Raw genomic sequence first — 18,204 nt, 5'->3', positions numbered from 1 at the left:
GGCTTTTTTATTTTTTCTTTATTTTCAAAACTTTTTTGAGATACTGACCAGTATAACTTTTTGGATTATCTGCAACATCTTCTGGCGTACCTTTTGCAATGATTCTACCTCCACCAACTCCACCCTCTGGACCTATGTCGATTATATAGTCAGAAGATTTTATGATATCCATATGGTGTTCTATAAGCACGACTGTATGCCCTTTTTCTACCAGCATCTTCAAAACCTCTAACAGTTTTGCCACATCATCATAGTGCAATCCCACGGTTGGTTCATCTAGAAGATATATAGTTTTCTCTGTGTGTCTTCGATAAAGCTCAGAAGATATTTTGACTCTTTGTGCTTCTCCTCCAGAAAGTGTCGTAGCACTCTGGCCTAACTTTATGTAACCTAGGCCTACATCGTTTAAAGTACTTAAACGATCGGCCACAGCAGGAATATCTTCGAAGAAATCTACAGCTTCTTCTACTGTCATTTGGAGTACATCGTGGATATTTTTTCCTTTGTACTTTACTAGGAGTGTTTCTTTGTCGAACCTCTTTCCACCACAAACATCACAAGTTACATAAACCGTTGGTAGAAAGTGCATCTCTACTGCAATCTGACCATTACCTTCGCAAGCTTCACATCTACCACCTTTTACATTGAAAGAGAATCTGTTTGGTTTCCAGCCACGGAACCTTGCTTCTTCTGTCGCAGAAAATATATCTCTTATATGAGTAAATGCTCCTGTATAAGTTGCGATGTTTGACCTAGGTGTTCTACCTATCGGAGACTGATCTATGAGAACAGATCTAGAAAGATACTCTGATCCAGAAAAGCTTTTGCAATTATAAGTCGATATACTTCTTCGTCTCTTTTCAAACTTGGCTTCTAAGTTTCTGTGCAAAATCTCGTACATAAAAGAACTTTTTCCAGAACCAGAAACACCGGTTATACAAACCATCTTTCCTAGAGGAATATCTACATCCATATTTTTTATATTGAAAACATTTCCTCCACGAATCTGGATTTTACCCTTCTCGCTTGTTCTTCTCTTTTCTGGGAGTTCTATCAATTCTTCGTTTCGAAGATATCGCAATGTTCTAGAGTCACTCACAGCTTTGGGTAGTTTGTCAGCAGAAAGAAATTCATCTAGAAATCCCATAGCAATAACTTCTCCACCATGAACGCCCGCCTTTGGACCTATATCTACTATGTAGTCAGAAGCATATATCGTATCTTCATCATGTTCTACAATAATTATAGTGTTACCGAGATCTCGTAGATTCAGAAGAGTTTTTATAAGTCTGTCGTTGTCCCTTTGGTGTAGTCCTATAGTTGGCTCATCAAGTACATACATCGCACCAACAAGTCTAGAACCTAGCTGAGAAGCGAGTCTTATACGCTGGCTTTCTCCACCAGAAAGCGTTCCCGCCTTTCTATCTAGTGACAGATATCCAAGTCCAACGTCTGACAAAAACTGAAGTCTGGTTTCAATTTCTCTAACAACTGTTTTAGCGATCTCTTTTTCTTGCTGAGAAAGTTTTAGTTCTATAAAAAAGTCCACTGCATCAGTAACAGACAGCGAGACGAGGTCTAGGATATTTACTTTCTTCTTTCCAGAGATTAGAAAAACATTGAGAGCTTCTTTTCTAAGTCTCGCACCCAAACACGTTTCGCACGGCTCATCACCTCCAAAAAACTTGGTTCCTATACCATTACATACTTCACAAGCACCATATGGAGAGTTGAATGAGAAAAGTCTAGGTTCTATCTCTGGAAAAGAAAAACCGTCGTTTGGACATGCAAACTTGGAAGAGAGTGTCATTTCTTCATCACCAATTTTTATAGTTACGAGGCCGTCAGCCTCCAGAAGTGCTCTTTCTACTGCTTCTGCAAGTCTTGTTCTAGTTGTAGACTTTTCTTCACCAACAAACTCGTGAAAGAAAAGCTCGTCGACAAATATATCGATATCGTGTTTTTTTGTTTTGGACAGATCTATCCTGTCACGAAGATTTTTTATACCTCCATCTATTCTAACCTTTGCATAACCTTTGTTTAGTAGATCATAAAGTAGTTGGTAGTACTCACCCTTTCTACCGCGAACTATAGGAGAAAAAACAGTAACCGGACTTTCATCCCAAGATATACCTAAAACTTCCCTCTGGGAAGTTCGGTCGGTCAATCCTTTTGATTGACTTAGACCCATTACTTCTCTTTTTTCTTTTTTGGTTTTTTTGATTTCTTCTTCTACTTTTGAAAAAACAAAAGAGATGATTTCTTCGTTTGAAAGTTTTTTTATTTCTTCTCCACAAAGCGGACAGTACGGTCTACCAACTCTGGCAAACATCACACGAAGATAGTCATATATCTCTGTTATCGTTGCGACAGTAGAACGTGGATTGTTGGACCTTGTCTTCTGATCGATAGATATTGCCGGAGAAAGACCAACTATTTCATCGACGTCTGGTTTTGGCATCTGGTTCAAAAACTGTCTAGCATATGCAGAAAGACTCTCTACATATCTTCTTTGACCTTCTGCAAATATAGTATCGAAAGCAAGCGAACTCTTGCCCGAGCCGCTCATACCAGTAATAGCCACCATTTTGTTTCGTGGCATTTCTACATCGATATTTTTAAGATTATGAGTTTTTGCACCCTTAACCTTTATCCAATCTTCTTTTTTGTTGTCTTTTTCTTTTGCCATAAGCCAAACGCCCCCAAACAAGAGATAGTGGGGGTGTATCTATATTTAGATGGTGAGATTATAGCACGAAAAACAATTTTTAGAAGATCTATATGGCCCCTTCTTTTTTGAGTATTTTTATTTTGTTTTCTTTTCCACGATTGTATTGACCCGGAGTACCGTCTGACTTTATAACTCTATGACATGGGATTTTGGTGTCATAATTTTTCTTCATGATACTACCAACGACGCGAGAAGCTTTTGGGCTCCCTGCTCTTTTTGCAACCTCAGAATAACTCATGGTCTCACCTTTCTTTATTTTGGATACGACTTTTAGAACTTTTTGTGTAAATGTCTCCATAGTTGAAAAAATAAAATATAAGTATATTATACAGAAAAACTGAACCTTATGGGAAAAGTAGTAAATATGCGCCACTTAGGGCCCATATACCACCAAAGAGGGGGAAAAAGAGAAATAAAAAGAAGCGTTCTTGACCTCAAAGACTATATCAAAAACCTCAATCTAAGAAAGAGCGACTATGTTCTCATATTATATAAAGAGGATGTAAACTATAGTCCAAACAGCAAGAAGCAGGTGTTTGAGGTTGAATTCACACAAAGGTTGAGTGTTGAAGAGGCACGAAGTCTGGAATATGAACAGTCCCCAAAAAAGAAAGCCGTGTAAAACACGGCTTTTTTATTTGAACTCAAAGTTATATAATATTTTTGTATGAAATACATAACATCTATACTAGCTACAATACTATTACCGAAAATTACAAGCGCACACGTCGGATATGTGGTTCCAGAAGGAACACTGGAAGTAACCAAAGGAAATGATTTTGGTTTTCTATTCTCTGCCCTTCACAATCCAACGAACCTACTAATGATGCTTATCACAATACTTGTTGTACTTGTTCTTTATTTTGCGGCACACAAAAGTTACTTTGTTGGACAAAAAATAGATGAAATGAAAAAGAGAATACACTCCTATGGAGAATTCATACCGTGGATACTTAGACTATCCCTAGGTATAGCTCTCATGGGTGCCGGTGCCAAGGGCGCACTGATATCTCCTCTTGCTTCAGCTGGAGAAACTATCGCCGTCATAGAACTCTTTGTTGGTTTCTTCCTACTTGCTGGTTTTATGCTTCTACCTATGACAATAGTAGCTTGTGCACTATTTTTCAGTGCAATATTCCAAGACTTTTATATTTTTGGAAATATAGAATTTCTAGCAGCCGCAATATGTCTACTTATACTAGAAAATCCTAGACCCGGCATAGATGACATAATCGGACTAAGGAGACTTTCTTTCCAGCACCTGAAACCATATATCTCTTTCATCCTTCGAGTGGGTATCGGTAGCGCACTTATCTATCTTGCACTATTTGAGAAACTTCTAAACCCACACTTTTCTGAAACTGTAGTAAACCTATACAACCTACAAGGAGTTATAGATGTATCTAGTGCTATGTGGATCTTGTCTGTTGCGGTTATAGAGCTTGTTGTCGGACTATTTCTACTTATCGGTTTTCAGACAAGACTTACTGCAACAATTGCATTTTTCGTTATAACAACAACATTCTTCTATTTCAAAGAAGATGTGTACTCACACATAACACTGTTTGGAGTTCTGTCAGTTCTATTTATAACTGGAGGTGGTAGATATAGTGTAGATAGATTCCTAGAAAGGTTAAGAAATCCGGAAATAGAAGAAATCTCAATATAAAAACTACGAAAGTAACTCAAAAAATACAAAGTTAAAACTTAAGTTTACCAAGAAATGGGAAACGCCTAACATATATATATTTCTATATTTTAAGAAGTGCCAACCCCAAAAATATCCCGCAACAAGAGTTAATCCTGCAAAAATAAGACCGACACTGTTCCAAGTATATGGAGCTATTAAATGGAATAAAACAAAAATAGTAATACTAATCCATAAAGCTTTTCTTTTCCCGAACTTTTCAAAAAAGTTTATTATAACACCCCTAAATAATATCTCTTGTAAAAATGTTATCGCAAAAAGTGGTATTATTGGATCTTTATCTAACATCCACACTGGAAGACTTATAAATTTTTTAATTAATGCAAATTGAACTAAACAAAAAATAATAATATTAAAAAGTACAATCAACCACCAACCTTTTAAAAAAGAATTTGGCTTAAAACCTAAACCTTTCCAATTAACTTTTTTTAAAAAAATAAAAACTAAAAAACCAATAATTGTTACTAATATAAATAAACTTTCTGCTGTTGTCATAAATTAATATTGATTAAATAATTAAATAATTTTTGAATTTAATATTTTTATTTCGTCTCTCAAAATTGCCGCTGTTTCAAAGTCGAGTTCTTTCACGGCTTGATTCATCTCTTTTTCTTTTTGTTTTATTATTTTCTTTATAGCGCTAGCTTTTTTATCTCCATCAAGTGCACCAAACACTTCTAAGTCAAGAGCCAAGTTATACATAACACTCTTGTCATGCTCTCTCACGATTTCTTCAGTTATGTCTTTGATCTTTTTCTCTATCGTCTTTGGAGTTATTCCGTGTTTTTTGTTGTACTCTATTTGAATAGCTCGCCTTCTGGCTGTTTCGTTTATAGCCCTATCAAGTGAACCGGTCATGATATCTGCATATAGTATTACTCTACCTTTTACGTTTCTAGCTGCACGACCAATAGTCTGAATAAGCGAAGTTTCACTTCTCAAAAATCCCTCTTTGTCTGCGTCGAGTATCCCGATAAGCTCAACTTCTGGCAAGTCTAGTCCTTCACGTAGAAGATTCACTCCTACAAGACAATCGAACTTCCCTTTTCTAAACTCTGTTAGAAGTTTTATTCTATCTAGTGTTTCTATATCGCTATGCAAATATTCTGCATTGATATCTTTTTCTTTTAGATAACTTGCCAAATCTTCCGCCATTTTTTTAGTTAGAGTTGTAGCAAGAACACGCCCCCCTCCAGATATGGTCGAAACCGCTTCATCGATAAAATCTTTCACCTGACCCTTATATCCTTCGCTCCGCGAAGGATCGGGCGAACTTTGTCCTTTAGACAAAGTTTTAGCCTTTGTATCCGAAAAAGTAGGGACAACTGGCCTTATGATAGTTTCTGGGTCTACAAGTCCTGTTGGTCTTATGATTTGTTCAACAATTTGATCACTTGTAGTTTTCTCTTCTTCACCTGGTGTTGCAGATGTGTATATAACTTGTCCTATTCTCTCTACAAATTCTTCGTATCTTAGAGGTCTGTTGTCTTTGGCCGACGGCAAACGAAAACCATGTTCAACTAGAGTCGTTTTACGAGAAGCATCCCCTCTGTGCATTGCACGAAGTTGTGGGAGTGTAACATGAGATTCATCGATAATGGTTAGAAAGTCTGGTGTTCCATCTTCGTTATGCGGAAAATAAGAAAGAAGTGTCTCTGGTGGTTCACCCTCACTCTTACCAGAAAAATGTCTAGAGTAATTTTCGATACCAGAACAATAACCAACTTCTTTGATCATAGCTAGGTCATAATTAGTTCTTCTCTTTAATCTTTCTGCCTCAAGAAGCTTTCCTTCTTTCTCAAGTTTTTTCAATTGTATCTTGAGCTCCTCCTTTATATCTCTAATCGCTCTTTCTCTTTCATCTTTCTTTGTGATGAAGTGCTTTGCTGGAAAAATAAATATACTTTTTTCATCAGAGATTACAGAAGAACTTATTGGTTCTATTTTTGTAATTTTTTCTATGACATTACCAGAAAAATCTATCTGATAATAAAAAGTTTCTGAAATAGGCATAACGTCTACCCTAGAACCAATAGATCTAAATGTTCCGGAAGACAAGTCCGCGTTTGTTCTCTCGAAATGTATTTCGATGAGTTTTTTCATAAAATCACTCCTAGAAATAGTATCTCCAATGTTTATCCTCATATTTACACTCTCGTACTCTTTTGGACTACCGAGGCCATATATACAAGAAACGGAAGCAACAATTATAGTATCTTTTCTCGTCAGAAGAGCTTGGGTTGAGGCGTGTCTTAGTCTGTCGATTTCTTCGTTGATTTGAGCGTCTTTTTCTATATAAGTATCGGTAACTGGCAAATACGCTTCAGGTTGATAGAAGTCGTAATAAGAAACAAAATAGTGAACTGCATGGTTTGGGAAAAACTCTTTGAACTCACTGGCAAGCTGGGCTGCTAGAGTTTTGTTATGAGCTATCACAAGTGTTGCCTTACCCCAAGACTCGATAACATTTGCCATGGTAAACGTCTTTCCTGTACCCGTTGCACCAAGTAGTGTTTGCCTTTCGTAACCCTTGTCTAGACCACCCAAAAGCCCCTTTATTGCTTGGGGCTGATCACCTGACGGAGCAAACGAGCTATTTAATTTAAAAATACTTTTTGACATAAACAAAACATTAGATTACCACATCTCGTCCCGTACGAAGAATTACCATATATTGTGAATTCTTTCGTTCTGGGATCACCTGATGGCTTATATGAACTTTCTAGCTTAAATGGCTTGGACATAATGTATGTATAACAACTCTACTTTGACACAAAAAGACCAAAATAAAAAGTCCGTGCAAGCACGGACTCAAGACTTTCTGTATCTTTTGTTATGTTTATAGGCTTCTCCGTCACAACCGCAATCCCGGATAAAATCTCGGTACTTTGTGACTATGTAAGGCAATGGGAACATAAGCTCTTCTTCAGGCGTACCCCTTTCTTTTTCCGATAAAAAAATAATAAGAGACATCTCTATCAAGATAAGGTCTTCACTTATTTCATAGAAAAAGTATTCTGGATCTTCTCTCAATATCTCATCGAGAGTATCCCGACAAGAATCAAGTGAATCAATAAAAAGAATTTCATCTCTAGACAGTCCCAGATTGAGATAATAGTCTCTGACTGTTTTTTCCGGATCGGTTTTTGTCTCGATAGGAATCAAGATTATCATGTCATAATCTGAGTAATCATTGGAAGAAATCTTTTTATCTCCAAAAAGAGCGCAAGAAGCAAGCTCAAACAAAAAGAATAACACTATCAGTATATTTTTCATGAGCAAGTCTTTTTCTTGAGATTACTCCTATGAAAAAGATAAGTCAAATTAAGCCAAGCATAGATAACACAAAACTACGATCGTAGTTTTGTGTTATGCTTTTTATACTTTTCTAAATCTTGGGATTAAATTTCCCTCTATCTCAATATCTTCCATGAAAATATTGATTTCTCTAACAAAAAAATCCATCTCTGTACCAGAAAGATGATTAGGTTCATACAAAGGTTTATAAACTACAACTTCTTTTTCTGACTCTGTATCAAAAGCCAAAGAAACTATTTCATATTTTTTATCTTGATCTTTGTAATGAATGTATATATCCCCTTTTTGTGGTTTATTTTTTTGCATAATATTTTGAAAAAAATTCTTTTTCAAACTCTTCAAATCTGTCTTCTTTTATTGAGTCCCTTATATCAGAAAAAAGTTTGTTCATAAAATAAACATTGTGTATCGAGGCAAGAGTACCTGCAAGCATTTCTTTTGACCTGAAAAGGTGTGCTATATAGGCCTTAGTAAAATTCTGACAAGTATAACACTCGCAACCTTCCTCAATTCTAGAAAAATCATTCTTGTAAGATGCGTTAAATATATTTATATCTCCGTTTCTGGTATGAAGCCTTCCGTTTCTTGCTATGCGAGTAGGAGAAACACAATCGAAAAGATCCATGCCTTCTTTCACCCCAAGTACAACGTCGCCTGGTTCTCCTATCCCCAAAAGGTGTCTTGGTTTCTCTTCTGGTAATGTATCACTCACCCACCCCACAGCTTCACCGAGATCATCCTTATTGAAAGATCCTCCTATGCCAAAACCATCAAAGTTCATTTCTCCCAAAACTTTTGCCGATTCTTTGCGCAAGTCTTCAAAACGTCCGCCTTGCACTACACCAAAAAGTGCTTGGACTTTTTCGGTATCGAGCTGTTCATGTCTATCTATGCATCTTTTTGCCCATCTATGAGTTCTATCCATAGCTTCTCTTTGGTATTCATAAGAAGCCATCGGAGACGTACACTCGTCAAAAGCAAATATTATATCGGCTCCCAGATCCCACTGAACTTCCATAGAACTTTCTGGCGTAAACCTGTGCAAACTCCCATCTATTGGAGACTTGAAAGAAACGCCGTCTTCGTCAATCCTAGCAAAAGATTCTGTTCCCAAATCTGCTTCTGTTGGATCTAGTGCGTCTTCGTCGCCCCTTGCTACTTTGGATATATTTCTACCGAACGCCGCTCCGAGAGAAAACGCCTGGAACCCCCCTGAGTCAGTTATTGTCGGACCGTGCCATGCAGCCATCGGGCCAAAACCTCCGTGTTTTTTTACAACATCTCTACCTGGTTCAAGATAAAGATGAAAAGTGTTTGCCAACATAACCTGGGCGCCAGATTCTAAAACTTGTTTTGGTGTTAGGGCCTTGACTGTTGCTTTTGTACCCACAACAGCAAAAGCTGGCGTTTGTATATCACCATTTTTTGTATGTATAATTCCTAGTCTCTCTTTTTTATAAGAACCTTTTTTTGTTATTTCAAATTCAAACATTTTTAGTTTAGTGCAACACCAACATCTATAGTGTTGTAAATATTGATAGGAGTTTTGAACAAAACGTGTTGCAAGGGATCCCTAGGGTCTGAAACTACGTCGACAACAGTTGCGAGTATAGATCCTCTAGTTTTTCCTTCGATTGTCATACCTTCTTGTATATCAAGATCTCTTGGTAAAAACGCTTCGTATGAACCGACACCCGCCCCGTCTAGTTTTATTTCTGCGCCAGTTTCACTTACAAATCCATAAACTTCTGCACCATAAGAACTATACAAAATAACTTTTGACTCTTTATCGAAAACTTCCATAACTTCTCCTATCAAAATAGAGTCTTGCCCATATATCCTATCTCCAACATCAACGCCGCTGTCCAATCCTACATCTATAATCATAGATCCGTATATAGACTGAACATAGTTAGATATAACTCTCCCTACGAGTAGATCTTTTTCTAGATTTAAAGACGAACCCAGAAGTCCAGTTAGTCTCTCGTTCTCTTCTTCGAGTGGTATATATGCAAGACTTATAAGTTTTAGTTTTTCATTTTCTTCTCTCAAAAGTTTGTTTTCGTATATAAGTTCTTTTCTAGTTCTTGTTTCGATAGAAAAATCTACACTTTTATCTAAACCAACAAATATATTTCTAACAAACTTGGGATATCCCTTGTCTAACAAAAGAAAAAACAAAACAAAAAGAACAAGTAAGATTATAAAATCTCTTGTTCTCTTCTTTTTTCTTTTAGCGAGGAGGTAACTCATTGTCTTCTCTCATCAAGACATCTTTGTATGTCTCTATGTCATCTAGTATAACACCAGTACCTCTAACAACAGCAGTCAGCGGGTCGCTTGATACTCTAACTGGTATAGAAAGTATTGTTTCAAGTAGTGGTGCAAGTCCTCTAAGTAGTGCGCCTCCTCCAGTAAGCGTTATACCTCTTTGCATAACATCGGAAAGAACTTCTGGTGGAGTTGTTTCTAGAATTTCTTTTATACCGTCTATCATATTTGTCACAGAAACCGCTATGGCTTCGCGCACATCACTATCTGTGACTACAACTTCTCTTGGAAGACCTGTTACTATGTCACGGCCTCTCACAACTATTTCTTTTGGTTCTTCTTCTAGTACAGATCCAACGGCAACCTTGATCTGCTCTGCTGTTTTTTCCCCTATCAAAATCTTGAACTCATCACGAAGATAAAGAGAAATATCAGAGTTGAATCTATCTCCTGCAATCTTCATACTTTTTGCCTTCACAATTCCACCAAGAGAAATAACTGCAACATCAGTTGTACCGCCACCGATATCGATAACCATAGAACCTTTTGGTTCTTTGATAGGCATCTTTATTCCTATCGCTGCGGCCATCGGCTCTTCGATTATATAAACCTCTCTTGCACCGGCACTTTTTGCTGCATCATAAACCGCTCTTGCCTCTACGTTTGTAACACCGGTTGGAACACCAATAACAACTCTTGGTCTAAAATATTTTTTAGAAATTTTTTCTGCTTTGTTTATAAGATAAGCAAGCATCTCTTCTGTAACTTCAAAATCAGAAATAACACCATCTACAAGTGGTCTTATTGCCTTGATATGTGCTGGTGTTCTACCAAGCATCTCTTTTGCTTCTCCTCCAACTGCAACGATTCTTCCGGTTTTAGTGTTCAGCGCCACAACAGAAGGCTCTGCTATAACCACACCATGTCCTTTTATATAGACTAGAGTATTTGCTGTACCAAGATCTATACCGATATCATTTGAAAAAATTCTATAAAACTTATTGATCATGTTTTTTGTAAATTTCAGAAATTGTATCTATGAGCTCAGTGTTAGACAAAACCATCGAGTTATCGCTATTTCTTTCTTTGAACTCATAACCACCCGCATCCAGACTTTTCTTGGAAACGACTATTCTAACAGGAATACCGACAAGATCAGCGCCTCCAAGTTTTTCTCCAGGAGAAACACCGTCTCTGTCATCAAACAAGGTTTCTATGCCAGAAGCTTTCAATTCTAGATAAAGAGATTCTCCAGCATCTTTTACATTTTGATCTTCACCAATTACAAGAAGATGTGCCTTGAATGGAGTTATTTCTTTTGGCCAAATTATTCCTTTGTCATCTTTGTTTGTTTCTACAACAACACCCATAAGTCTAGAAATACCTATACCGTAACTACCCATGAAAACATTTTGTGGTTCACCATTTTCACCCTTGTAAGTAAGTTCCAATGGTTCAGAAAATTTATCTCCAAGAGAAAATATATTTCCGACTTCAATTGCTTTTTCTTCCAAAAGATTATTTTTATCTAGACCCAAATCAGAAATAACTTCGTCTGTATATACTTCTTTGTTTATTGCTATCTTTTTGTCTTTGTCTATATACACAGTGTCTTCTCCTGCTGAAGAAAGAGTTTGAAACTCGTGTGAGTATTTGGAAAAACTTCCACCAGAAGCAAAAGTTAGAAATGTGCTTTCGCCTATTCCAACTCTATTGAATATGTTTGTATAAGAATCTTTTATCTTTTCATAAAACGCATCGTGCTCTTCTTTGTCCTTTGAGAAAGAATAAAGCGCTTTCCAAAAAAATTCTCTTCCCCTCATTATGCCGCTTTTTGCTCTAGCTTCGTTTCTAAAAACAGTCATGATGTCATAAGGATAAACAGGCAAATCTTTGTAAGATGATATATAGTTTTTCATCATTGCGGTTAGTGGTTCTTCGTGAGTAAACGCAAGACCTAGTTCTGTACCATTTTTCAACTCAGTTTTGAACCAGTTATCTACAACTTCATCTGACCATCTTGTTTTCTCCCAAACCTCCTTTCTCTGAAGTGCTGCAGACTTCATTTCTACCCCTCCAACCTTGTTCATTTCTTCTCTTATTATTGACGAGATGTTTTCGATAACCCTTAATCCTAGTGGTAAAAACGAGTAAACTCCCGACATTTCTTTGTGGACAAAACCAGCCCTTATAAGCATCTTGGCATTTTCAGCGACTTCGTCAGCCGGAGCCTCTTTTCTGGTCTTTGTGAATAGTTTTGATTGCCTCATCTCGTTAGAAACAGGTCGTGGTCAAAAGACCGTCACTGTTTTAATATTTATTAAGTATATAAATTATCGACATCTTTATAAAAGTGTTTTCCCGTACCAATGACCGCGGTTTCTAACGGGACTCATACTTTCTGCATATTACTCCAAAAAATCCTTTTAGTCTATAAGGGATATTGGGGAGCTGTGGGCTATTGCACAATTGGCCTTATTCTGGTAGAATGCTCGCCATGACAGAAATACAAAATATAGACGAAAAAGCTAAGGATCTCCGAGTAAGCGGGGCTCATTATGGTTTCAGTAAATCAAGAAGACACCCTTCTATGAAAGATTTTATAGAAACAAATCAAGGTGAAAACGACATAATTGATATACAAAAAACAATATCTCAAATCAAAGAAGCTACAGATTTTCTAAAAGCGTTGGCAGAAAAAAACAAGGCTATTTTGTTCGTTGGAACAAAAGCTGAAGCAAAGAGAGTTGTAGAAGAAAATGCTTCTTCAAGAAATCTTCCTTATGTTTCTTCAAGATGGGTTCCTGGGACACTAACAAACTGGACAGAAGTAAAGAAAAGAGTAAAGAAACTAGAAGACAATCTAGAGCAAAAAAATTCTGGTGAAATAAACAAGTACACAAAGAAAGAAAGACTAATGATTGACAAAGAGAACGAAAAACTAGAGAGAGATTTTACTGGTCTTAGAAATATGGATGGTATGCCAGATGCTGTTGTAATAATAGACCCTAGAAATGAAAACGTTGCCGTAGACGAAGCGGTAAACATGAATATACCTGTAATCGCACTAGCAAACACTGATTGTGATATCAGCAAAATCACATATCCTATAGTTGCAAATGACGCTAGTTTGCGTACAATTGAAAAGGTTGTAAAAGAACTAGCTAACGCTGCTTCAAACTCTTAATCTTAGAGGGTGGCAAAACGCTAAGTTTTTTTGTTTTATTGGTTTAATAATTTTTTTATTTTTATATGAGTCAAATAGGAGCAGAAGCTGTAAAAGAACTAAGAGACAAAACTGGTGTCTCTGTAATGCAGTGCAAAAAAGCACTAGAAGAAGCCGAGGGAGATATGGAAAAAGCTCTTCTTATACTACAGAAGAAGTCTAGTGAAATAATGGCAAAAAAGGCAGATAGAGACTCTAGTGATGGAATCATAACCATAAAACAAAGTGGAAATAAGGTTGCTATAAGCAAAATTTCTTGCGAAACAGATTTTGTTTCTAAAAACGAAGAATTTGTAAAGTTTGCAGAAGAAGTAACAGAAAAACTCCTAGATAGCGAAGATGCAGCAAAAGAATATGCTGAATCAAAAATATCCGAACTCGTACAAAAGATTGGTGAAAATATACAAGTAAAAGAACTAGAAAGTTACGATGGTGAAACTATAGGGCTATATGTACACCACGACAAAAAAAGCGGTTCTGTTATCATCCTAAAAGGAGGAACACCGGAACTTGCAAAAGACATAGCTATGCATGCAACAGCTATGAGACCACAGTACCTAAAAAGAGACGATGTAGACTCTGATACTCTAGAAAAAATGACTGAACTGTTTAGAGAAGAAATAAAAGAGTCTGGAAAACCAGAAGACATCCAAGAAAAAATGCTAAAAGGTAAGGTTGATTCTTACCTAAAAGAAATAACTCTATTGGAACAACCATTTATAAAAGATGGGGAAAAAACTATATCTAGATTGCTTGAGGATAATAGTGCTACAATAGATAGACTGATATACAAGTCAGTATCATAAACCATGTTTTACTTTATATTGTTTTTTGGTTCTGCTATAGTTTTGTCTATATTTTTGGGCAAAAAGATAGCAATGCTAAGAAATGAAGAAATAGATATATACGACAGAGATCCTATATATTTTGAAGCAATAGACGGAACTCTAGCTTCTCTTAGAAAATCTTCTGTAAAAACTATCAAAAAAGGCTTCCAGTCATTTGCCCTATTTGTGGCAAAGATGTTTATTTTGCTTTCTCACAAAATAAAGAGCGAAGCTCAAAAAAGATTCCCTCATATAGAAAAACCAAAAGATCTGTGGGAAATGATCGCAAATTTCTTCATGCATAACTTTACCGATTACAGAGTAAAGGTTCGAAAATTCAAAAGACATATAAAGGAAAAAAACGAAGAAAAAGAGGAGGAGGAAGCATATTTTGAAGATCAAGAAAGAATATAGAAAGACTTGATTATTTGGTCAAAAAACGATAATATCATCCTACAAAACAATACGCCGAAGTAGCTCAGTTGGTAGAGCAACCGCCTTGTAAGCGGTAGGTCGCGAGTTCGAGTCTCGCCTTCGGCTCCAGAAAATAAAAAATCCGCTGGTATGCCAGCGGATTTTGATTAGTATTATTCTTCAATTAACGGCTTTTTATTTGCCCCCGCAACCACATTGAATCCACGGAAACGAATCTCGGCAGCATGCTGTCTGAGCCATGTACTTTTAGAAGATTTTTCTTCCAATGTAAGAAGCTTGTTGTTTAAGTTCTCAAAAAGCTGAGACATGGGAGATATCGTTGCCAATGCCGTCATATCCCTCACAAACTCCAGGTGTAGCTTTGAAATAGCTCCAATAGGAGCTGAGCCCAAAACTCGAGTTGCGAAAAAAACTATAAGATTGAGTTTTGTATTACCCATCTTTTCAAGTTCTTTTACAAACTCTTCAAAAAACTCTATTTCAACAACAAAAGACCTTACCGCAGCATCCCTTGAGCCCTTGCTCAAATTGTTAGTGTTCGAAATATATTCGGAAGACCAGACAAGTCTTTGCATGTTTTTGTTAGAAATAGAAGCCCCAAAGACCTCAAGATAGTTTCGCTGGACAATGTCATTGAAACTTTTTATTTTGGATAACCTTTCTGGCTTCCATTCTTTGCCTTTCTCTATCCTGGACAGAGCTTTTTTGGCGTCACTGGTTAATCTCATCATTTTTATGCCCCCAACGAACTTTGAAGCAGAACAATTTATAAGTTAAGTTTATTGTCATATGAAAAAGAAAAAACAATATAAACATCTTTCTTTTGAGGAAAGATTTGTGATTGAAAAATCATTGAGTAGAAGCATAAAGATTAGAGATATAGCTATGCTATTAGGTAGAAGCCCAAGTACTATAAGTAGTGAAGTCAACAGAAATAGAGTAAATGGAGAATATATAGCAGATAAAGCCCAACATAGATCATATATTAAAAGATGGAGATCAAAGAGGCAGTGCTTGAAAGTCTCTATGGATAGATTCTTAGTTGGGTTTGTGGAGAAGAAACTTATTGAAAAATGGTCACCTAAACAAATAAGTGGGTATTTAGATAAAGAACATGAAATAACATGTTCAGATAAAGCAATATATAAGTTTATTGACTCTAGATGTCTAGAAAGGTACCTGTTTTGGTCATGGAACAAGAAAAAGAGTGGAAGGAAGAGGTATAAATATGATAACCCTAAAGATAATAGAAAATATATTAAAAATAGGCCCGTATTAGTTGGTGTTGGTCACTGGGAGGTAGATTTTATTGTTTCTAAAAAAAGCACCTGGTCACTTCTTGTGGCGACTGATCGCTTAACTAAACATACTCTCATAAAGAGGCTCCCAAACAGAAAACACGTGACTATCAATCACGCGCTTTCTGAAATGTTCAATGGTCAATCTCTTAAAACTATAACCACTGACAATGACATCGCTTTCAATCACTGGAAAGTGATTGAAGAGCAATTAAATACTAACATATACTTCACACATCCCTATCATTCATGGGAGAAGGGGCTGGTAGAGAATACCAATAGATGGATTAGATGTTTTGTACCCAAGAAGAGAGACGTTAGTACCGTAACTGATGAAGAAATTGAAAGTATTCTTTCCTTCATCAATGACCGACCGAGAGAAGTGATTGATTTTAGAATTCCTAGTGTGTACTATAAAGAACAGCAATGTGTTCTGCTTGAGGGGTAGCTGGAGGATGTACAATTTTTGTACATATTACAGCGAGTTTTGTGTTGTGTCAAACTATTATTCTGAAACTATTTCTTTTAGTTTTTCTAGAGACTGAAATCCTTTGTATAAAGTACCATCTATAACTAAAGCTGGATAAACATCACCCTCAAAGCCATATTTATACTCCAGTACTTCTTGAGAAAAGGTTTTATCTATTTCTGGGAAAGAAAATACTTTTACGTTTGGAAAATCATCTCTCAGCGCAGACAGAACATAACCTTGGTCAGAACACTTGATGCAGTTATCTGTTTTGTAGAAATACAGCACGGAAACAGTATCCAGATTACAGTCGTCTTTGACATCTTCTAGGATAAGGAAATTTTTGATCTGAAATACAGAATAAAGACTCCTTATTTCTTTGACCTCTTGTGTGTTGGTCGATAGATTCTCTTCAGCATAAGAAAGTCTATCTGAAAGGTCAGAAAGCTCTCTTGAGATAGCACTTTCTCCACTGGAAAGAGACTCACAGTATTCTTCTTGATATTTTTGTACATCTATATCGGCGCTAGAAATAATTTCTGATATGTCACTCTGTAGATTAATAAGAGTATTTATTTTTTTATCTGCGATAAACTTCGAAATAAGTAACATCAGGGTAAAGATTGCCAAAGAAATAACTAGCGCTATTATAGATACTTTTCTGATAGAGTTTTTCATATGTTTTTATAATTTTATCGCCAAGAAGGTTTTTTAGAAATAGCTGTATTCCACGCAGACTTGAAAACCCAAAATGGAGACAGTAGGTAGTAAGCAACCAAAAAATAAAAAATATCAAAAGAAAGAAATCCCCTTCCCTTGGATATTTTTCTTCCAAGAAAAACCCAGAAGAAAGTTATCGATACTAAAAACAGAGAAAGGAAAACAACAATATCTGTATTGAAAAAGAACCAATCTAGATTAAAAAGATGAAAACCATCCGTTCTAAATCCTGCAAAATAAATCCCCCTGATCTTTTGTATGGAGTTTGATACAAATCTAATCAACAGTATGAGAGTAGAAACCGCAACACCACCTATCGTAAAAAGTGCTACTGGTAATGTAAAAGTTGCTATGTTTCCGTACTTTTTCTTCAAGAGCATATGTTTGTAATCTATAACATTCTTGAAAAAGCCGTATGTCCATCTAACCCTTTGTTTATAAAGCTTTTTTGTCGTATTTGGACTAACTGTATATACAAACGAGTGTGGAGAAAGTGCTATCTTCATACCGGCCTCATGCATACGAAGAGCGATTTCTTGGTCTTCTGTGTTGTGCGCTTTTTTGAATTTACCTATTTTTTGAAATACTTCTTTCCTAAAAAAAGAAAAAGGTCCGGGTGTAACCTGTATCGCATCTATGTCAGAAAGAACTTTTTTTATATAAGCCGCCATATCATACTCGGCAACTTGAACTTTTTGGATGAAGCTTTTTGGGTTATGAATTATAAGAGTAGGTATAACTGCCATTGTATCGTTACTTCTTCTAAATGTCTGAATTATTCTCTTCAAAGCTTTGTTGTGTACAAACGAGTCAGAGTCTAAACACCCTATAAAATCTCCGGTTGCATGTTCAATACCGAGATTTACTGCTGTATGCTTTCCTCCATTTTCCTTTTGGAAAATTTTTACTTGAGGGTTGTTTGAAAAGTTTTGCATTTCTTTCCAGGTACCGTCAGTACTACCGTCGTCAACCGCTATAATCTCAAACTTATTTTTTGGATAATCTAGCATAAGAAGGGATTGTATAGTCTTTCTTATTGTCCCCTCCTCATTCCAACAAGGCACTATAATAGATACAAAAGGTAGATCTTTCATATTTGTATCGTGGGTTGGTTTAGGATTTTTTTTGGATTTTTTTGTTTCTCTGAAGTGAATAAGTAGAAAAAACACCTGTATATACAAGGCGAAAAAGGTTAGGAAAT

19 protein-coding genes and 1 tRNA gene are annotated in these 18,204 nt (G+C 36.3%); 7 read left to right on the top strand and 13 right to left on the bottom strand.

From position 1 onward, the window contains the following. Positions 1-7 precede the first annotated feature (7 nt). A complete protein-coding gene (uvrA, locus tag H6791_00245) occupies positions 8-2,689 on the bottom strand; it encodes an excinuclease ABC subunit UvrA (protein USN94852.1) in 2,682 nt (893 codons plus the stop codon). Between the two features lie 88 nt (positions 2,690-2,777). Further along, positions 2,778-3,029, bottom strand: coding sequence for an MGMT family protein (locus H6791_00240; GenBank protein ID USN94851.1), 252 nt, complete (start codon positions 3,027-3,029; stop codon positions 2,778-2,780). A 48-nt stretch (positions 3,030-3,077) separates the two neighbouring features. Here H6791_00240 and H6791_00235 point away from each other — a divergent pair, with 48 nt between their 5' ends. After that, on the top strand, positions 3,078-3,353 hold the full coding sequence (locus H6791_00235; GenBank protein ID USN94850.1) for a hypothetical protein: 276 nt from the start codon (positions 3,078-3,080) through the stop codon (positions 3,351-3,353). Positions 3,354-3,398: 45 nt separating this feature from the next. Next, positions 3,399-4,400: a DoxX family protein gene (locus tag H6791_00230; protein ID USN94849.1), complete on the top strand. Its 1,002-nt coding sequence runs from the start codon at positions 3,399-3,401 to the stop codon at positions 4,398-4,400. 3 nt (positions 4,401-4,403) lie between these two features. Here the strand turns inward: H6791_00230 and H6791_00225 are convergent, their stop codons facing one another. From H6791_00225 to H6791_00190, 8 genes are all read right to left on the bottom strand, one after another. Next, complete coding sequence (locus tag H6791_00225; protein ID USN94848.1) at positions 4,404-4,934, bottom strand: CPBP family intramembrane metalloprotease; 531 nt, start codon at positions 4,932-4,934, stop codon at positions 4,404-4,406. 21 nt (positions 4,935-4,955) lie between these two features. Then, positions 4,956-7,061 carry an excinuclease ABC subunit UvrB gene (locus H6791_00220; protein ID USN94847.1) on the bottom strand — a complete coding sequence of 702 codons (2,106 nt, stop codon included), beginning with the start codon at positions 7,059-7,061 and terminating at the stop codon, positions 4,956-4,958. 189 nt (positions 7,062-7,250) lie between these two features. Beyond that, the gene (locus H6791_00215; GenBank protein ID USN94846.1) at positions 7,251-7,715 is read right to left on the bottom strand and encodes a hypothetical protein; all 465 of its coding nucleotides are present in this window, start codon (positions 7,713-7,715) and stop codon (positions 7,251-7,253) included. A gap of 102 nt (positions 7,716-7,817) precedes the next feature. Next, a complete protein-coding gene (locus H6791_00210) occupies positions 7,818-8,063 on the bottom strand; it encodes a DUF1653 domain-containing protein (protein USN94845.1) in 246 nt (81 codons plus the stop codon). Next, entirely contained in the window at positions 8,050-9,249 is a 1,200-nt protein-coding gene (gene tgt, locus H6791_00205) for a tRNA guanosine(34) transglycosylase Tgt (protein ID USN94844.1), read from the bottom strand. The genes H6791_00210 and tgt overlap by 14 nt, the downstream gene beginning before the upstream one ends. A 2-nt stretch (positions 9,250-9,251) precedes the next feature. Next, positions 9,252-10,010: a hypothetical protein gene (locus tag H6791_00200; GenBank protein USN94843.1), complete on the bottom strand. Its 759-nt coding sequence runs from the start codon at positions 10,008-10,010 to the stop codon at positions 9,252-9,254. Further along, positions 9,991-11,037 carry a rod shape-determining protein gene (locus H6791_00195; GenBank protein ID USN94842.1) on the bottom strand — a complete coding sequence of 349 codons (1,047 nt, stop codon included), beginning with the start codon at positions 11,035-11,037 and terminating at the stop codon, positions 9,991-9,993. Before H6791_00195 ends, H6791_00200 begins: the two co-directional genes overlap by 20 nt. Further along, positions 11,027-12,298, bottom strand: coding sequence for a prolyl-tRNA synthetase (locus tag H6791_00190; GenBank protein USN94841.1), 1,272 nt, complete (start codon positions 12,296-12,298; stop codon positions 11,027-11,029). The genes H6791_00195 and H6791_00190 overlap by 11 nt, the downstream gene beginning before the upstream one ends. A 227-nt stretch (positions 12,299-12,525) precedes the next feature. On the opposite strand from H6791_00190, the gene rpsB reads away from it, so the two are divergent. The 4 genes from rpsB to H6791_00170 all read left to right on the top strand — a co-directional run bounded on the left by rpsB (position 12,526) and on the right by H6791_00170 (position 14,624). Then, on the top strand, positions 12,526-13,215 hold the full coding sequence (rpsB, locus tag H6791_00185) for a 30S ribosomal protein S2 (GenBank protein USN94840.1): 690 nt from the start codon (positions 12,526-12,528) through the stop codon (positions 13,213-13,215). Positions 13,216-13,280: 65 nt separating this feature from the next. Continuing rightward, entirely contained in the window at positions 13,281-14,060 is a 780-nt protein-coding gene (tsf, locus tag H6791_00180; GenBank protein ID USN94839.1) for a translation elongation factor Ts, read from the top strand. Positions 14,061-14,063: 3 nt separating this feature from the next. Next, positions 14,064-14,495, top strand: coding sequence for a hypothetical protein (locus H6791_00175; protein USN94838.1), 432 nt, complete (start codon positions 14,064-14,066; stop codon positions 14,493-14,495). 53 nt (positions 14,496-14,548) lie between these two features. Further along, positions 14,549-14,624, top strand: a tRNA-Thr gene (locus H6791_00170). A gap of 44 nt (positions 14,625-14,668) precedes the next feature. On the opposite strand, the gene H6791_00165 is transcribed toward H6791_00170, so the two are convergent. Further along, positions 14,669-15,247 (bottom strand): hypothetical protein, encoded by a 579-nt coding sequence (locus H6791_00165; protein ID USN94837.1) that lies wholly within the window; start codon positions 15,245-15,247, stop codon positions 14,669-14,671. A 58-nt stretch (positions 15,248-15,305) separates the two neighbouring features. Between H6791_00165 and H6791_00160 the strand changes: the two genes are divergently transcribed. Further along, positions 15,306-16,262 carry an IS30 family transposase gene (locus tag H6791_00160; protein ID USN94836.1) on the top strand — a complete coding sequence of 319 codons (957 nt, stop codon included), beginning with the start codon at positions 15,306-15,308 and terminating at the stop codon, positions 16,260-16,262. A gap of 57 nt (positions 16,263-16,319) precedes the next feature. Here H6791_00160 and H6791_00155 read toward each other — a convergent pair whose 3' ends face one another. Together H6791_00155 and H6791_00150 are read right to left on the bottom strand one after the other, a co-directional pair. Next, positions 16,320-16,961 (bottom strand): hypothetical protein, encoded by a 642-nt coding sequence (locus tag H6791_00155; GenBank protein USN94835.1) that lies wholly within the window; start codon positions 16,959-16,961, stop codon positions 16,320-16,322. Positions 16,962-16,975: 14 nt separating this feature from the next. Further along, positions 16,976-18,097 carry a glycosyltransferase family 2 protein gene (locus H6791_00150; GenBank protein ID USN94834.1) on the bottom strand — a complete coding sequence of 374 codons (1,122 nt, stop codon included), beginning with the start codon at positions 18,095-18,097 and terminating at the stop codon, positions 16,976-16,978. Positions 18,098-18,204 lie beyond the last annotated feature (107 nt).

The organism is Candidatus Nomurabacteria bacterium (genome assembly GCA_023898605.1).
In the GTDB taxonomy this organism is placed as follows: domain Bacteria; phylum Patescibacteriota; class Minisyncoccia; order Phycocordibacterales; family UBA9973; genus HK-STAS-PATE-34.
Note: the sequence above shows the minus strand (reverse complement) of the source record. Positions and strands in the feature narration are given on the sequence as shown.

Excerpts from the sequence above, each read along its gene's own strand:
- uvrA (USN94852.1), bottom strand. The coding sequence starts at position 2,689 with ATGGCAAAAGAAAAAGACAACAAAAAAGAAGATTGGATAAAGGTTAAG.
- H6791_00240 (USN94851.1), bottom strand. The coding sequence starts at position 3,029 with ATGGAGACATTTACACAAAAAGTTCTAAAAGTCGTATCCAAAATAAAG.
- H6791_00235 (USN94850.1), top strand. The coding sequence starts at position 3,078 with ATGGGAAAAGTAGTAAATATGCGCCACTTAGGGCCCATATACCACCAA.
- H6791_00230 (USN94849.1), top strand. The coding sequence starts at position 3,399 with ATGAAATACATAACATCTATACTAGCTACAATACTATTACCGAAAATT.
- H6791_00225 (USN94848.1), bottom strand. The coding sequence starts at position 4,934 with ATGACAACAGCAGAAAGTTTATTTATATTAGTAACAATTATTGGTTTT.
- H6791_00220 (USN94847.1), bottom strand. The coding sequence starts at position 7,061 with ATGTCAAAAAGTATTTTTAAATTAAATAGCTCGTTTGCTCCGTCAGGT.
- H6791_00215 (USN94846.1), bottom strand. The coding sequence starts at position 7,715 with ATGAAAAATATACTGATAGTGTTATTCTTTTTGTTTGAGCTTGCTTCT.
- H6791_00210 (USN94845.1), bottom strand. The coding sequence starts at position 8,063 with ATGCAAAAAAATAAACCACAAAAAGGGGATATATACATTCATTACAAA.
- tgt (USN94844.1), bottom strand. The coding sequence starts at position 9,249 with ATGTTTGAATTTGAAATAACAAAAAAAGGTTCTTATAAAAAAGAGAGA.
- H6791_00200 (USN94843.1), bottom strand. The coding sequence starts at position 10,010 with ATGAGTTACCTCCTCGCTAAAAGAAAAAAGAAGAGAACAAGAGATTTT.
- H6791_00195 (USN94842.1), bottom strand. The coding sequence starts at position 11,037 with ATGATCAATAAGTTTTATAGAATTTTTTCAAATGATATCGGTATAGAT.
- H6791_00190 (USN94841.1), bottom strand. The coding sequence starts at position 12,298 with ATGAGGCAATCAAAACTATTCACAAAGACCAGAAAAGAGGCTCCGGCT.
- rpsB (USN94840.1), top strand. The coding sequence starts at position 12,526 with ATGACAGAAATACAAAATATAGACGAAAAAGCTAAGGATCTCCGAGTA.
- tsf (USN94839.1), top strand. The coding sequence starts at position 13,281 with ATGAGTCAAATAGGAGCAGAAGCTGTAAAAGAACTAAGAGACAAAACT.
- H6791_00175 (USN94838.1), top strand. The coding sequence starts at position 14,064 with ATGTTTTACTTTATATTGTTTTTTGGTTCTGCTATAGTTTTGTCTATA.
- H6791_00165 (USN94837.1), bottom strand. The coding sequence starts at position 15,247 with ATGATGAGATTAACCAGTGACGCCAAAAAAGCTCTGTCCAGGATAGAG.
- H6791_00160 (USN94836.1), top strand. The coding sequence starts at position 15,306 with ATGAAAAAGAAAAAACAATATAAACATCTTTCTTTTGAGGAAAGATTT.
- H6791_00155 (USN94835.1), bottom strand. The coding sequence starts at position 16,961 with ATGAAAAACTCTATCAGAAAAGTATCTATAATAGCGCTAGTTATTTCT.
- H6791_00150 (USN94834.1), bottom strand. The coding sequence starts at position 18,097 with ATGAAAGATCTACCTTTTGTATCTATTATAGTGCCTTGTTGGAATGAG.